This window comes from Draconibacterium sp., from assembly GCF_041583095.1.
Lineage (GTDB): Bacteria > Bacteroidota > Bacteroidia > Bacteroidales > Prolixibacteraceae > Draconibacterium.
In genome coordinates this window covers 1-15,909 of record NZ_JBFHGM010000102.1, presented here as the reverse complement: position 1 = coordinate 15,909, position 15,909 = coordinate 1, and the positions used below count along the sequence as shown (strand labels likewise).

Here is a 15,909-nt window from a genome sequence, read left to right as displayed (position 1 = left end):
GTATTAATTATATGTCGCTGTTACTTATGCCGGCTGATCGTCTTTCCCTGCCCGGGGGGAAAGATAAGAGATAGGGTAAGAAACCACCTCCACGACCTTTTACTCCTTCGTCGCAAAAGCCTGCTTCCCGATGCTTCGATCGGGACAGGCTCTCCTTCAAGGAGGAGAAATTTAGTGATTATTTCACTTGAATATAGTTAAATTAATATTTTGAATTTCAAATATATATGATCTCTTTTTAATGTTTTATGGTTGATGCCCGTGGAACTCGCATGATAATTTATTTATGTCCTTTTGTGTTCCTTAGACCATGCTCCTTTCAGCTCTATACTAGTAACTCGCTGCTAAATCAATTTGTTGCGTTCATAACAGCAGCGATAGCTACCGCCATTGATGACATGGTGGAAGCAATAGCCAGCCAAAGTCCTTGTGGACGTTCTTTTTCCGGTTTTTCGGGAACCACCACTACGCTTCCCGGTGTAACTTTAGGGTAATATCTGAAAATAAGGCCTTTGGTAACCGCCGTTTCGCCATTGGGGTATTGTACATAGGTTTTTCTCTTATTGGCTTGTGACTGGAATCCTCCGGTGCGGTTGACATAGTATTTGGCATTTTTTCCAGCTTCAAAGGTAATGGAGAAAGGATTTTGTACGCTCCCGGTAATTTTAACCGTTTGCATAAATTCCGGAATATTGAGGCGGTCGCTGTTTTTTAATAAGAGGTCTCTGTCGCTTTTTGGATTATTAAGAATATTTTGCAGGTTAATGGCCACGTGTTCGGTGCCCAGTTCATCTGAAAAACGTTCGAGTGTGGCCCCCTGAAGATAGGCTTTCGGGCTAGTTCCCCCTGCCATTTGCACCAGATCGGAAATACGCATTTGTTTGTTGGTGATGGCATAAGCACCAGCGTAGGTTACTTCACCCGAAATCATTACCGTTTCGTTTTGACGGAAATTGGGGGCCGTACGCACCGAAACCTGGTCCCAGGGACGTAATTTCATTTCGGCATCGTTTTTTCCCAGTTGTAATCCGCGTGAGATATTGGCAATGATTACATGTCCGATGGTATCGGAAAGTACAGCAGCATCGTCGTAGCTCAACCGACGGGCAATTTCAATAAAGGTACTGTCGGCACCCTCGGTAAGGCCACCTGCCAGGAAAATCGCATCGCCCAATGTCATGTTTTCCGACCAGTTAAAGGGCCCCGGATCCAGCACTTCGCCGTTAACGGTTATATAAGGTTGTTCTTTTAAATCAAAATGGGTTTTTATCAGCACTTCATCATCGGTCTGCATCAGAATGTTTTGTTTACCGCTGCTAATATCTTCCACATTAAAGGCAATGGCAGAAGTGGTACGGTCGCTGTTATAGCGGGTGATCAATCCCCGGCCTTTAAAGGCTTCCGGGAGCAGCTTGTCGGCTTTTTCAATAAGTTGTGCGAGCGTAAGTCCTTCAGTCCACTCGTACTCTCCCGGATGATAAACAGCACCTTCTATACTCACCCTGTTTTCAAAACGGTCGGTAGTCAGGGTATTTTGTATGGTGTCGCCTTTTACCAGCGGGGTGGTATTCAGCAGGTCGTACGGAACATCGATGATCTGTTGTCCCTGTTGTGTTTGTCGAACTATTTGGGTGTTACCCAGGTAGGCACCGGCGTTAAATCCTCCGGAAAAACGTACCAGGTCGTTGAGCATTTCGCCTTCTTTAATTTCGAAAATACCGTTACGTTTGAATTCGCCGTTTACCACCACCTGTTTTTCTGCAGGAGGAACAAGTATGATGTCGCCATCTTTTAAGGTGATATTGTCAGAAGGATCGGCATTTACCAGTAAATTGTAAATATCGATTACCTGTTCAATTTTGTTGTTGCGAATGACCTTGATATTTCGGAACGAGCCAATCTCATTCGGGCCGCCCGATAGGTACAAGCCGTTAAAAGCGGTTGCTGTTACGGGTAGGGTATAGGTGCCCGGTGCTACCACCTCGCCAAGTAAATTTACACGAATGGAGCGCAGCTGCCCCATATCCAATTGGGCAAAAGTACCGGGATTGTCGCCTCCCATATCGGCGTAGATCGCGGTAAGGTTTTTTACAATTTTCTTTTCAGCTTCATCAAACGACAAGCCGGCTACATAAACCGGTCCCAGGTCGGGGATAACGATCTGCCCGTTGTTATTTACCCTCAGCTGATAGTTGTTTTGTGAGTTCCCCCAAACCTGGATAAGCAGCTGATCGCCAATCCCTATCTCGTAGTTTTTTGGTGTTTGTATGTTTACCTGTGGTTCGAAAGTCAGGTTTTCGTTGTTAAACAGATACGCTCCAAAGACTTCCAGATCCTTCTTTAATTCAACTTTTCTTTGCGAAAGATAAGACTCTTCCTTTTCCCCGGGCAGTGTTTCCGGCTCTTCATAGAGCTCAAACATGTCTTGTTCCGAAGTGTCCTGTTCGCTTAAGCGTTGACGCATTTCCTGGATCTGCTGTTCGGTAGCTCCCCGCTGACGGGCCAGTTGTATCGCTTGTTCCTGCGATAATCCGGCATCCTGCATGGCCCTCTTGGCTTTATTGATTTCGGATTGCGGCAACGATTTAACATCAACATTCTTTACATCCTGAGGCTGCGTCTGCGCCTGTGCAGCGAGCATCAGTGCAGAACAAAAGAATACAGTGAACAATGTTTTTAGTAAGTGCTTCATATTTGTGTTGTAGTAAAGATTTTTATGCAAAACTCTCTGTTATAGGTTTTTTACTACTCACCCTGATTGTCCGTCAGCTGACGGATCACAATCGTCCCTCTCTTTGCAAAGAGAGGGAATGAGGGTGAGTTTAATACCTATCGTTCTTCATTTATTATTTATTTGGTAATATTTGAATATCCGTATACTTAAAAAGAACAAAACTAGAATATTTTTCAGTTAAGGGATGACTTGCTTACTAGCCCGAAGTCCGAAGTCGGGAGACGGAAGAAAAACATTTATTGACTTTATTGGTCAGAAGTTAAAGCCCTTCTGATGAAATTTTGTGATTATTATCGCAATATCCTTTTCTAAAATTTTGAATTCCGGTGAGCGCATTCCCCGATGGCTTTGCCTTGGGGTAAGCGAACAAAACAATAAAAAAGTCCTTAACGGAATCGGATTCCTCGTCAGCTTTGCTGCGAGGAGTTTCAATACAGAATGATGATTAACGAATCAGGATTGCAGAAGTGTGTATGACATGAAATTCTCCGTACTTTATGTCCCTTCGCTCATCAAAAATCGTTAATCGAAATTCATCATTCATGATTTGAAACTTATCTATTTCCAATCGATAGTGTTTTATTTCGGTCTCCCGTCTTCCGTCCTCTTTTCTTATTCTCTCGACCAAATGTGCAAGGCATCCTGCTTTTCGAGGTAAGCGGTTTTTTCCTTGTCAGAGAGCACCAGGTAGCGTATCTTTTTATTGATCAGTTTTTCGGCTTTCGACACCAGTGCCACCACAAAGCGGGTGTCGATATCGTCTCCTACCAGCAGCAGGTCGATAATACCCGATGCTTTTCCAATCGCCAGATCACCGATCAGATAGGCCTCGTTCAGGTCGCCTACATTTTTCAGGATCTTATCGATAACCGTGTCCAGCCCTACCGTTTTTTGTAAAATGCTGTTGATTTCACTGTAAAGCGGGTGATTATCGTTGGCACGGAAATATTTACGGTTTCCGTTAAAATTCGATACCAGTAGATCAGCTTGCTCCAGCCTGTTTAATTCCAAACGTATGGCATTTGATGATTCACCAAACTCCTGTTCAAGGTTTCTGAGGTAGCTGGTGGTCTCCTTATTCAGAAAAAACTTGAGTAAAAGTTTTAGCCGGGTTTTGTTTGTAATTAATGATTCTATCATTTGGCTAATAGTGAGTTATGTGAAGTTGTTGTAGTTGAAAAGAAGTGGTGGATAGGCTGATTCGGGCACTGCTTCGCCTCCTCAGTTACATGTGCTGTATGAGTAGAAAATTAATATTAGTTGAGTAGCAAAACTACTAAATTTGTTGAATTAAACAGGTCGTTTTTGGAAAAATAATACAAAAAAGTGCTTTGTTAATTCTGTTTAAAAAAGAACATTATGATTGTATTTGGCTAATTATTTGACAGTGTGTAAGTTTTATTGTTTGGTACAAATTGTTGAAAAAAGATAATTTTGCATTCTATTTTTACAGGCACATGGAAAATTCGTTATTGAATTCCGATGAGCACATTTACAGATGGTGTTACCTTAGGGAAAGAGAACAAGACACTAGAAAATAAAATGTAAAATATCCAATTTCGAATAATCAATATCCAATCAGCTTTGAATTGATGTGTTTTGCCTTGTTCTGCATTGGATATTTATTTTTGAATATTGAGCATCTGTTAAACTGCATATCCTTTCCCGTAAGAATATTGGTAAGAGTAGCTATATCCGTAATTTAAACGATTTAATTTAATGTCGTTTATAAAACCCCTTTTGTCGGCCCCCCCGGTTGCCATACGCTGACATTTCCCCCTGAGAGGGGGAAAGAGATCGGAAAACGACATCTGTTAAACGGCGTATCCTTTTCCGTAAGCATACTGGTAGGAGTAACTATAACCATAATTTAAACGGTTTAGTTTAATGTCGTTTATGATAAGGGCGGGGTTATTCATTGTTCCATGTGTGGCGATATCATTAATGTATTTCAACTGGTTCTTTTTACTTACGCCATAACGTAAGATAAAGAGATTCAGATCACTGTGGCGGCTGGTGATCAAACCATCGGTTACGCGTGATACCGGAGCATTGTCAATAATGATAAAGTCGAATTGTTTCTTTAATTCTTCCAGAAGTTGTAAAAAAGCCGGACGTTCGATTAACTCGGCAGGATTGGGTGGAATAGGGCCGGAAGCAATGACTGACAGATTCTCGATTTCCGTTTGCTGGATGACCTCTTTAGCGGTATACTGGCCAACAAGATAATTGCTTAATCCTTTTGTATTGGATAAGTTAAATATTTGGTGAAGACGGGGTTTGCGCATATCCGCACCGATAATTACCGTTTTTTTATTGTTCATAGCCATAATACTGGCCAGGTTGGTGGCGTTAAAGGATTTTCCTTCGGAAGGTTGAACCGAATGCAGTCCGATAACTTTTTGTGTATTCGGTGTTAATTTGAATTGAAGATTTGTTCGAATGGTTCTATACGATTCGGTAATAGGGGCCTGAGGATGTTGGACAACAACCAGTTCTGATTTTTCGGTACTGTGCAAAACATTGCCCAGAATATTTATTGGTGTCAGCTTTTCAATTTCTTCCTGCAGGTGAATACTGTTGTCGAAAAAGTCGATGACCAGAATAAGCACCCCCGGAAGTAACAGTCCGAGAAAAGCACCTATAAACAGGATGAGCAGCGGACTTTTGTTTAAAGGTACCAAACGTTCAAACTGCGCAGGATCGATGATTTGTATATCAACAACGGCGGCAGCCAGTGAAATTTCAAGTTCGGCACGACGTTGCAACAGGTAGGTGTAAATTTCATTGGTGAGCTCGTATTGACGCTGGATGTTTATCAGCTGCTGCTCCTGCTCGGGCATGTTGTTCAACTGTTGGTTGATGCGGTTGTAGCGCAGGTTTAATGTGTTTACCGATAGCTGGGTGTTGTCGATAAGGTTAACCAGCATTTCGCGTACATGGTGGTTTACCTGATCGATCTCCTGGTTTAGCAGAATAAGCGAGGGGTTGTTTTCGCGTGCGCTAAATGCCAACACTTTCCGGCGGCTGTATAGTTCGCTGAGTTTTAATACCAGTGCGTTGAGCGTAGCATCGGTAATACCAACTACCGAAGGTGCCACCAGTTGATCGGCACTTTGAATGTTGTCGAGGTAACGCTGAAGGTTTTTAAAATAATCGAGCTGCATTTGCATCTGCGACTTTTCCTGCTCAATTTCTTTTAGCTGCTCCATAATCAGGCTTCCCTGGCTGCTGAGGTCGATGATCTGATTTTTCGACCGGAATTCGGTAAAGGTGTTTTCTGCAGCACTCAGGTCGCTTGAGATACCCGATAGCTGGGAATCAATAAATTCGAGCGAGCGTTTCTGAGTTTGTGTTTGCAAATCGAGTTTAAGCTCCAGATAAACGCGCACCAGCTCGTTCATATAATGAATATCACGCAGTGGTTCTGTACTTTCAACCGACAGTTTGATTACTTCGCTTTCCTTGCCGTAATCGGTATTCACCCGTTTTAGATATGCTGTAGTGAGTTTGCTTTTATCAATAAAAGAAAAACGGTAGCACTCGCCAACCAGTTCCCCGGAGTTTTCTTTTGGGGTAAGGGTAAAATTAAAGTATTCATTCCTAAAAGGCTGTGCATAGGTTGCCGTTTCTTCGAATGCAATTTTTTGTGTCTGGCCGTCCAGATCAATTTCACCATCGGCTTCTATCACGTATTCGGTTTCTGACAACGGGGTAATGTAGATTGAAATACCTGCCGGATTTAAGGCTTCTCCTGATTTATGAAGAATAAAAGGTTCATTGAGGTAGATACCGCTCCATATGATCAGGTTCTTTTTTTGCCAGCTGGTTTGCCAGTTGAGGTTGTCCACCGCCTGGCGGTTCAAAGTATAGGAGCGAAGGAATTCCACTTCGTTTTGCAGGCTGGTTTTGCCGCTGCTACCCATCATTCCTTCCATAAACAAATTTTCCAGATCGAAGCCTTTGCTTTCATCGGTAACCAGTAAACTGGTGTTTACCTGGTATTTATCGGGAGTGTATTTCACAAATAACCAGGCTCCGGTTGCTCCCAGGAAAAGCCCCAGCGCCAGCCAGTACCATCTGCGCAACAGGAGGAAAAGCAGTCGTTTGATGTCAATTTCATCATTTTGCTCAATGGTGTTGTACTGCTGGTTTAAGTTGTTAGCTGTCATGGTGTGTAAATTATCTTTTTTGTTTTTTATGAGCGTGTTCCGGTGGTATGGATTATGCGTTTATTGTGGGTCTGAGTTTGTATTAGCGAGGATGGATGAGAAATGATCTGCCTTTGTTTTTTTATGTTGTGGACTGAAAGCTCTCTTGATATTTTTTTCTAACCTCTGCAGCTTTCCGCAGAATTCAACCTTCATTTCAACCTAGCAAATGATACCGTAATATTATTTTACACGGATGCTTGAGTGAATAGTTGGTTAAGGGATCAGCCTGATCTGATGCCGCGATTGCAGGATGCTTTTAATTTTCGTTTATGTTTCAAATCAGGCATTTTCTATTTCAGGAGACCGAATACGGCTAACAGTAAACTGGCCGACGAAATGACCATGGAAAAAACCTGGGCATTGAGCTGGAAGTTCTTATGTTGGTCGGGTTCAACAAAAATGTAATCGTTGGGGTGGAGGTAAAAGCCTTTTTGCAGCCAGGCATCCGACGCGGCAAGATCGAGGATCATCGCTTTTTGACCATCGGGCTGTGGGCGGATAACCATTACATTGGTAATGTTGGCATAGTCGGTGTTTCCGTTTGCCATGGCCAGTGCTTCCAATACGGTAAAGTTGTTATTGTAATTGTAATAAACCCCGGGACGTTTCACTTCGCCCATAATGGTAACCTTGTAGTTCAGTAATTTTACCTTAACTATGGCTTCCTTAAGGTATTTGTCGGCATATTTCTGTACAATGTTTTCGACCTGTGAGCTTGCATGACCGGCTACGGGAATATCTCCCATTATAGGTAGTTGGAGGTTGCCGCTTTCATCCACTTCAAATCCATAAAGGTAAGCTCCCTGGGGAGTGGTGTATTTCTGGTACGAATTGTAACTCTGGGCTTCCATATTCGATTCCGGATTGAACAGTGCATTTACCTCGGCATTCATCGATTTAATGCTTACATACAGTATATCGCCCGGCTTGATGATGTATTCTGTAATGGTATCGGCCAGCGCTTTTATTACCTGATTGTTTTGCACGTCTTTCATGTAAATCAGCTCTTTGCTGCTATGGCAGGAGAAAAGAGAAAGCGAAACAGTTACCAATAATAGTGACAGCAGACGATGGAATTTTTTTGAAATCATTGTTAGTGTATAATGTTTACTTAGTTAAAACTTTTAGCGGGTGGATATCTCCGAGGTTGATTTCGGAGATTGTACTTCAATATGCCTGAGTGTATGCTTTAAACGAACAGCTACAGGGAAAGGATCTTAGCGGATCCCTCTTTGCAGGATCTCTATCTTTTTCCTCCAACTTTTTGTCTTTTTTCGTTCATTATCTATTTTTTCTTCGGGATGCAGACTATAGTAGATATCTGTCCATTCGGGCATGCCACCATAGTTGCGGTCGTCGATATAGAGGTCGGCGAGTATTTTCCGGCTGATCTTATCATTCATTTTTTCTTCCGGGTAGTTTTTATTTACGGCGTAAAATTCCAGTCCTTTTTCCTTGCAGAATTCAACTGCTTCATCCAGTTCTATTTCCGACCGGTAGGTCCAAAGAATTAGTTTGTGCCCTTTCTTTTGTAAAGCACGCAGGGTTTCGATGGCAAAAGGAAGTTCATTCCCGATTTTCGGGTATTTGTGTTCTACAATAGTGCCATCAAAATCAACAGCAATGGTTAGAGGACGTCTCATGTAAAGTGATTTTTAATAAGTTTTAAGATTATTGATTTTTTTTTGTGAAGAACGAGATGTGGTGTTTTATAAGCAAATGCCATAAACGCTGGTTTTTTGTCTTGGTATAGGTGTTCTTTCCACCTTTTTTGTGGTCGGCTAAAAACTCTTTGCTAACAATGGTTCAACCTTGTTTTATTGCATTAACTAGCCTGCAGAGCTTACAATCTGCAAAACATCAGTTTTGTCGGATAATTAATTGGGAAGCCCCTTCTAAAATGTTTTTTATCTTTTTGGTTTTAACCATAATTCTAACGATAATGCTTTTAAATACTATTTTTTCTCAAAATCGTCGAATTTGTTTTGGAGCAGTGTTTGGTGTTAATGCACTTTAAGTTTCCGATGTAGCAGGACAGTAATGAGTACTTTTTTTACCCGGGCAGTGTGCTCATTATCTGGTATGAAGTTTATTTGAATTCATTTCGAACATATCTTTGGAATGGTTCGATTGCTTATGTAGAATAAGTTTGAGGGAAAGTTTAATTTGAGTTTTATGAGTAACTTAACAATTCAAATATTAGGGATTTTTTTATAAAACATGAAATATGCATTTAGGAAATTTGTGGAAGTTATACGGATAACGGCACTGCTTCGCCATCTCAGTTACATGTGCTGTATGAGTAGAAAATTAATATTAGTTAAGTAGCAAAACTACTCATTTAATTAAATCTTTTATAAATAGTCTTAATATATCCAATAAAGTATCTATTTGTTAAAAAATACTTAAATAAAGAGCATTTGGTTTCTATTTTGACTAATGGTCTGGCAGTGAGTGCTATGGTAGATGTGTTGGTTTTTTGAGAATTAAACGTATGTTGTTAATATTCAGGATTTGCCATTGACGGAAACTTTTGCTTTTTTTCCCAGTGTTTCCATTTTTAAATTTCGTCTAGCGATGAAAATATATCAGTTGCAAGGTAAAGCTTACGTCGATTGGGGATTAAATCACTGTTTCCGGCACCGCACTAAGGTAGGAGGCCGGTATTTCTACCAAAAAAGAAGTGTTGATTTGTTCGATACGCAAGGCAAATTTATTCTTGCCCCGGCACTCAATAAGTTCACCGCATAATCCAACCATTGGCCCTTCAATTACTTCAACTATTTTACCGGGTTCGAAATTTTCAATGGTAACGTTTACTTCAAAATCAAACTGATGAAGCATAGTTTGCAAAGCTTCTATTTCGGCCTGACTTACAATAGCTGCTTTTCGTTCGAAAGTGACATAACTTACCACGTTATTAAGTTGCAGTACTTTGTCATATTCTTTGCGTGTGATATTTACAAAACAGTAGCCCGGAATCAAGGGGGTTTCTACCCATTTTTTACGGTCTTTCCACTGGCGGAGTCTTTTTTGCAGGGGAAGGAAGCACTCGATATTATTTAGATTAAGTTCTTGTACGACCTTCTTTTCCGCCCTGGATCTGGTGTAAATAACATGCCATTGTTTTTGAGTTTGTAAAGATGTCATTAGTCTTTGCGTAATACGAATTTGTGTGTGACAAAAATATAAATTACTGCGAAAAAAAGAAGGGAGTTGATGGTAAAAGTTTCAGGGAACAAGGCAAAAGGTAAAAGTAAAAAGGCAAAAGTGTTTCAAGCTCCGAGCCGCTAGCTCCGAGTTGCGAGTTTGTATCCAGCAACAAGTATTCAGAATCAAGGCAAAAGGATAAAGTAAAAAGTTGAGCGTAGCAAAATCCCGACCGTAGCGTTGGGAGCAAAAGTTGAGAAGAGCAGCTGCAAGTTACAAGTATCCAGCATTCAGCATCCAGTATCAAGGATCCAGTCGCAGTATTCAGTCGCAGTTCTCACAGTTTCATCTTCTCAGTGCTCAACTTTACTACAGAGAAGTTACACCGAGAAATCACAGAGTTTCATAGCGAATAAGATAGAAAGTTAAGAACTTCAATTTTACAATTTATCAGTTTAACAATTCTATTGTATCAAGCATCCAGAATCAAGGCAAAAAGGATAAAGTAAAAAGTTGAGCGCAGCAAAATCCCGACCGTAGCGTCGGGAGCAAAAGTATCTACACTATCAAGTTCCTGTGCAAGTATCCAGTATCCAGCATCCAGCATCCAGCATCCCGTCACTTCCTAAAACGTATACACCAGTGCGAGTCCTTTTTGGCTGCCTGTTTTAAACGGAAAAATATCGAGGTTTTTCAGATGTTCCCGATCCCATTTGTATTGGTGGGTGAGATAGATAAGTTGAGTGGAGATCATTCCAACTCCGGCGCCAACCAAAACATCGGAAGCCCAGTGTTGGCCTTTGGAAATACGCATGATTCCTACCGTGGTGGCGCAGGCATAAGCACCAATGCTGTACCAGGGGTTTATCTCGCCATATTCGCGGTGCATCCACTGAGCTGCTGCAAAAACAATGGCAGTATGTCCGGAAGGCATAGACTGAGGTTCGCCTGTTGGTCGTTCTACATCCAGGATACTTTTCAGGCTTTTGGTAATCATAGTGGTCAGGATCATACTTTTGCCCAATATGGCGGTTTGGTTGCCAATATTGTTTTTCCCCTTTATTCCCAGGGCGTTTAAGGAATATGCGGCTGCAATCGGTGCAAAACGCAGGTAGTCGTCGAGGTGGCCGGAATAATTAAAATGTTCTCCGTGCCAATCGTTAATGTCATATTTCCAGTCTGAAAAATGCAGGATCGTTCCGCCGGCAATAAGAATAGATGGCGCGATAAAAGGTCTGAATCCTCGTTTTTTATCGGCATAACGAAAATCTATACGGTGAATGGAGTCGTTGTGAAAAGCAAAATATGGAGCGGTATTTTCTTTAAGCAGCGAAAATCGTTCCGGATTTTTCCTGCCGGAAGCCACCCCCTGTATTGAGAATAGCAGCAATGTCGCTATCAGGAAATTTGTTATGAGTGTTTTATGATTTTGCACGGGGCAAAAATAGGAAAAGGATTGAAAGGAAGAAAAGGATTAAGGATTAGTGATGAAGGATTAATGAGCGCTGAGATGGTTGGATATTGAAATAAAGATTGATGGAGATTGGATTGGATTGGATTGGATTGGTGAGTGAGTGAGGAGAAAAAAGCACTGTGGCTTTGAGATTGATGAACATTAAAAAGAAGATTGATTTAGATTGAAAAAAGAACTATTAGTTATGAAACTGATTTTTTCATGGTGATACGGTTTGGTTTATGTAATTCTCTAACTATGATGATATGTTACGAAAAGGAGAGGGCTTTGTTCTTGATTTATAGTGTTTTATTGAGAATTTGGAATTGATCCAGATAAGAATAGTTAAATGGATAATAATGGAAGTTATGAATTGACGGGGTGCTAGGGACTTCGGTTACGACAAAAATAAAACCGCTGAAGCAAGCCTCAACGGTTTTAGAATATTTTATCAAATCAACCTTAGTTAGGTCATTTTCTATTTTGCTAATTAGAACAGCCGGTGTAAACGATATTTGAAAGGTCACCTTTTATTGAATAACCGATTACTGTTTCATCAATATCCGGTGTACTCGGATCGTCTTCAGTCGTTATTACTTGCTCTCCATCGATTGCAATAATTTTTGTGTCAGTCCAAATAAGCGCTTGTTCGTCTTTAGCATTGCCAGAACCACAATCAGGTACAAAGCTAAATTCAAATGTGGTTGGTTCGCTGGCTTTACAGCTAATTTCTCCTGTCCAGGTAAATACAGTTTGGTTCTTTGGATTATTTACAGAATATTCTTTTCCGTCTGGTGCTTCATAGTTTTCTTCATCATTTAGTTCTAGATTTTCGACCTGCGGAAATGTAAATACGATTGTAATTTCGGCTTCATCGTTATGGTTGTATGAAAAAACGATATCCAGATTATTTTCAGTTTGATATGAAAATGAAGCACCGTCACACATTTCGCAGTTCTCAACAATGAGTGTTTGATAGGAATAACCTCCACTACCCACTTTAAAACGTAACTCGTACTCACCTTCTGTTTCAAAAGTTAAATAGAACTTTTGGGGATCATCGGTAGTTTTACTCATCTGAAAAACCTGAATCCATTCTCCATCTTCCAATTGTTGAACCTGAACATTAGTCCCAACTTCTGTATCGATGATAAATTCATGTTCCACTCCCGCACAAATTTCAGGATCCCAGGAAACTAAGTCTTCTGCTTCAGCTATTTTTGCTTTTTTCAGCATAACTCCTTCTTCTGGATTTGTGAGTGTTTCGTCTTTCTGGCAACTCCAGAAAATGCCGGCTGCTGAAAGTAAAGTCAATACGGCCATGTAAACCAATTTTTTCATCTTTTTTGTTTTTGAGTTTATAAAAATTAACAAGTATTTGTCCAACATTCGATTCGATAAGCCCTATTAATAAGGTTTTTAAGGCGTGATCAAGATAATAGTATTATTGTTAATTAAGGCTGATGTTTTGTCCGAATTTGAGATTATGTTCCGCAACGAAAATTAATCTGAAATCTTAGGTATTCAGGGGCTACTCAAAAGAAAAAAATGATTTGCGTACTTGGCACAATTTTTATTATGTTTTGATTTGTTTCAAATTGGGATAAACTATTTTATTCAGCAATATAAAAATGACGATAATTCTGAGTCGATTTTCACAAAACTACTTCAGCGCACCGTAAAGCACCTCCACCGGATGTAAGGCCGCTTTCCCGGTTCCGTCTTTTATATGGTGGCGGCACGAAGTTCCAGGTGCCGAAATTATATAATCCTCTTTAGCCTTGCGCACAGCAGGGAAAAGCACCAACTCGCCAATTTGCATTGATAGCTCGTAATGTTCTTTTTCGTAACCAAACGAGCCCGCCATACCACAACAGCCAGACGGAATTTCTTTTACAAAATAGTTTTTGGGCAGCGACATCATTTTTTTCGATGGTTCGGTTGAAGCAACTGCTTTTTGCTGGCAGTGTCCGTGCAATAAAATATGTTGTTCTTCTGTGGTAAAATCTGCTTCTGTAATATTTCCTTTTTCGATTTCGGCGGCAATAAATTCTTCAAAAAGAAGGGTGTTTTTTGCCAGCTTTTCAGCAGCCGTTTGCAGGTCTTTTTCTACCAATTCAGGGTATTCATCGCGGAAAGCAAGAATGGCAGAAGGTTCAATTCCCACCAGCGGTGTTTCGTCGGTAATAATATCTTGTAACAGCTTGATATTTTCGGTAGCCACTTTTTTCGAAGTTCGCACCATTCCTTTCGAAAGGAAAGTTCGTCCGCTTTCTTTGGTTTGCGGAATTTTTATCTCGTAACCCAGTTTGGTTAACAGCAGAATGGCTTTAATTCCAATATCGCTTTCGTTGTAATTGGTAAATTCATCGTTAAAAAGGTAAATTTTGCCTTTTGTTGCTGCCTCGGGTAAGGGAATTCCGTTTTCAACCCAGCGGTTTAAGGTAATTTTCGACAGTGCCGGAAGGGTACGTAAGGTTGAGAAACCAATGGCACTTTTTAACAGCGAAGTGCTCATCAAAAAGTTTGAAATGGGGCGGAAAACCATAGCCAGCCTGTTCAATCGTGGCAGGTAACCAATTAGGCGCGAGCGCATCGGAATGCCATGCAAATCATAATAATTCTGCAGGAATTCGGCTTTTAATTTAGCCATATCCACATTACTCGGGCACTCGCTTTTACAGGCCTTACATGAGATACACAGGCTTAAAATATCATATATTTCCTGGTGGTCGAACAGGTTCTTTTTTTCGTTGTTGTACAAAAATTCGCGCAGGATGTTGGCACGTCCGCGGGTGCTTTTGTCCTCGTCGCGGGTAGCCATAAAAGTAGGGCAGAGGGTGCCACCAATCGCTTCACTTTTCCGGCAATCGCCCGATCCGTTACATTTTTCAATCGTGCGGAAATAGCCTTTGTTTTTCGAGAAATCAAAGTAGGTATCGGTTTCGGGAATAGCTTTGCCAGGAATCACACGCAGGTTTTCGGTAATGGGGGGTGTATCAATAATTTTTCCGGGATTAAAAATGTTATAGGGGTCCCAGGCTTTTTTCACCGATTTTACCATTTCATAGCATCGGTCGCCCAGCATAAACGGAATAAATTTACCACGTACCCGTCCATCGCCATGCTCGCCACTCATCGAGCCGCGATATTTTTTTACCAGCGCCGCTACCTCGTTCATCAAGGTGTCAAATAACTCTACATCTTTGGGATCTTTAAAGTTGATAAGCGGACGGAAGTGAATTTCGCCGGTGGCAATGTGGGCGTAAAACACGCTGTCTAATCCCAGTTTTTTCAAAACAACTTTTATATCAGCCACGTAGTCGGGCAGGTGTTCCGGATGTACAGCCGTGTCTTCAATTCCGGGTACTCCTTTTCTGTCGCCCGGAATATTAGCCAGTAAACCCAGTCCGGCCGTACGCAACGACCACACGCGTTTTATTTTATCGGCGCCGGTTACCAAAGGATAATGATAACCCAGTCCGGCTTCTATTAACTCTTTTTCAAGCGCAGCTGCCGTATCGGTTAATTCTTTTTCGGTATCAAACGAAAATTCGATCATCAGCATCGCACCCGGATCGCCTTTTACAAAAAAGCGGTTTTTGGCTTGCTCGATGTTTTGTTTGGCTGCCTGCATTACCGGATCGTCCATTAATTCAATGGCCGTTGGTTTGTATTTCAGCGCTATGAGGTTGGCGTGTAACGATTCTTCCAGCGTTTCAAAATGCGCACAAACAAGCCCTTTGAATTTTGGAGGAAGTGGAATGACATTTAATTTAATTCTTGTTGAAAAAGCCAGTGTTCCTTCAGATCCGGCCAACAACTTACAGAAATTGAATGCTCCGCCACCTTCTGTAAACGGATCGGCATACATCAATTCATCAATGGCATAACCCATATTTCGCCGGGTAAGCTTTGGATCGGGGAAATTCTTTTTGATTTCCTCCTGGTTCTCTTTGTTTGAAAGTAATTTGTTGATATTTGTGTAAATTGCTTTTTCCAGTTTATTGGGATTACCATTTAATTTTTGCTGAAATTCCTCTTTACTCAGTGTCTTAAAAATCGTTTCCGAACCATCAGACAAAAGCGCATCAACTTCCAAAACGTGCTCGCGCACACTGCCATAAACCAAGGAATGCAAACCACACGAATTATTTCCCAGCATTCCGCCAATAACACAACGGTTGGCCGTTGAGGTTTCGGGGCCAAACTGCATACCGTGTTGTGCCAAAAACTGGTTCAGTTCTGCCAACACAACACCGGGTTCAACTATTACATAATTCTCGACTTTGTTGAAATCCAGAATTTTATTCATGTATTTCGAAACGTCAACAACAATTCCGCTTCCAACAACCTGC

General features: G+C 41.2%; 9 protein-coding genes. All 9 read right to left on the bottom strand.

Annotated elements, in window-relative coordinates; translation table 11 throughout:
- Positions 1–349: 349 nt before the first annotated feature.
- Positions 350–2,692 (bottom strand): SLBB domain-containing protein, encoded by a 2,343-nt coding sequence (locus ABZB17_RS11170; protein ID WP_372650254.1) that lies wholly within the window; start codon positions 2,690–2,692, stop codon positions 350–352.
- Positions 2,693–3,346: 654 nt separating this feature from the next.
- Entirely contained in the window at positions 3,347–3,874 is a 528-nt protein-coding gene (locus tag ABZB17_RS11165) for an ArsR family transcriptional regulator (RefSeq protein ID WP_372650252.1), read from the bottom strand.
- A gap of 674 nt (positions 3,875–4,548) precedes the next feature.
- The gene (locus tag ABZB17_RS11160; RefSeq protein ID WP_372650250.1) at positions 4,549–6,906 is read right to left on the bottom strand and encodes a GumC family protein; all 2,358 of its coding nucleotides are present in this window, start codon (positions 6,904–6,906) and stop codon (positions 4,549–4,551) included.
- 332 nt (positions 6,907–7,238) lie between these two features.
- Positions 7,239–8,039: a polysaccharide biosynthesis/export family protein gene (locus ABZB17_RS11155; protein ID WP_372650248.1), complete on the bottom strand. Its 801-nt coding sequence runs from the start codon at positions 8,037–8,039 to the stop codon at positions 7,239–7,241.
- 126 nt (positions 8,040–8,165) lie between these two features.
- Positions 8,166–8,591: a BT0820 family HAD-type phosphatase gene (locus ABZB17_RS11150; protein ID WP_372650246.1), complete on the bottom strand. Its 426-nt coding sequence runs from the start codon at positions 8,589–8,591 to the stop codon at positions 8,166–8,168.
- Positions 8,592–9,570: 979 nt separating this feature from the next.
- Positions 9,571–10,098, bottom strand: a complete 528-nt coding sequence (locus ABZB17_RS11145) for a UpxY family transcription antiterminator (RefSeq protein ID WP_372650244.1) — start codon at positions 10,096–10,098, stop codon at positions 9,571–9,573.
- 625 nt (positions 10,099–10,723) lie between these two features.
- Positions 10,724–11,464 (bottom strand): phosphatase PAP2 family protein, encoded by a 741-nt coding sequence (locus ABZB17_RS11140; RefSeq protein ID WP_372650242.1) that lies wholly within the window; start codon positions 11,462–11,464, stop codon positions 10,724–10,726.
- Between the two features lie 573 nt (positions 11,465–12,037).
- Positions 12,038–12,892 (bottom strand): hypothetical protein, encoded by an 855-nt coding sequence (locus ABZB17_RS11135; RefSeq protein WP_372650240.1) that lies wholly within the window; start codon positions 12,890–12,892, stop codon positions 12,038–12,040.
- A gap of 322 nt (positions 12,893–13,214) precedes the next feature.
- The coding region (locus ABZB17_RS11130; RefSeq protein ID WP_372650238.1) for an FAD-linked oxidase C-terminal domain-containing protein at positions 13,215–15,909 on the bottom strand (2,695 nt) is incomplete at its 5' end.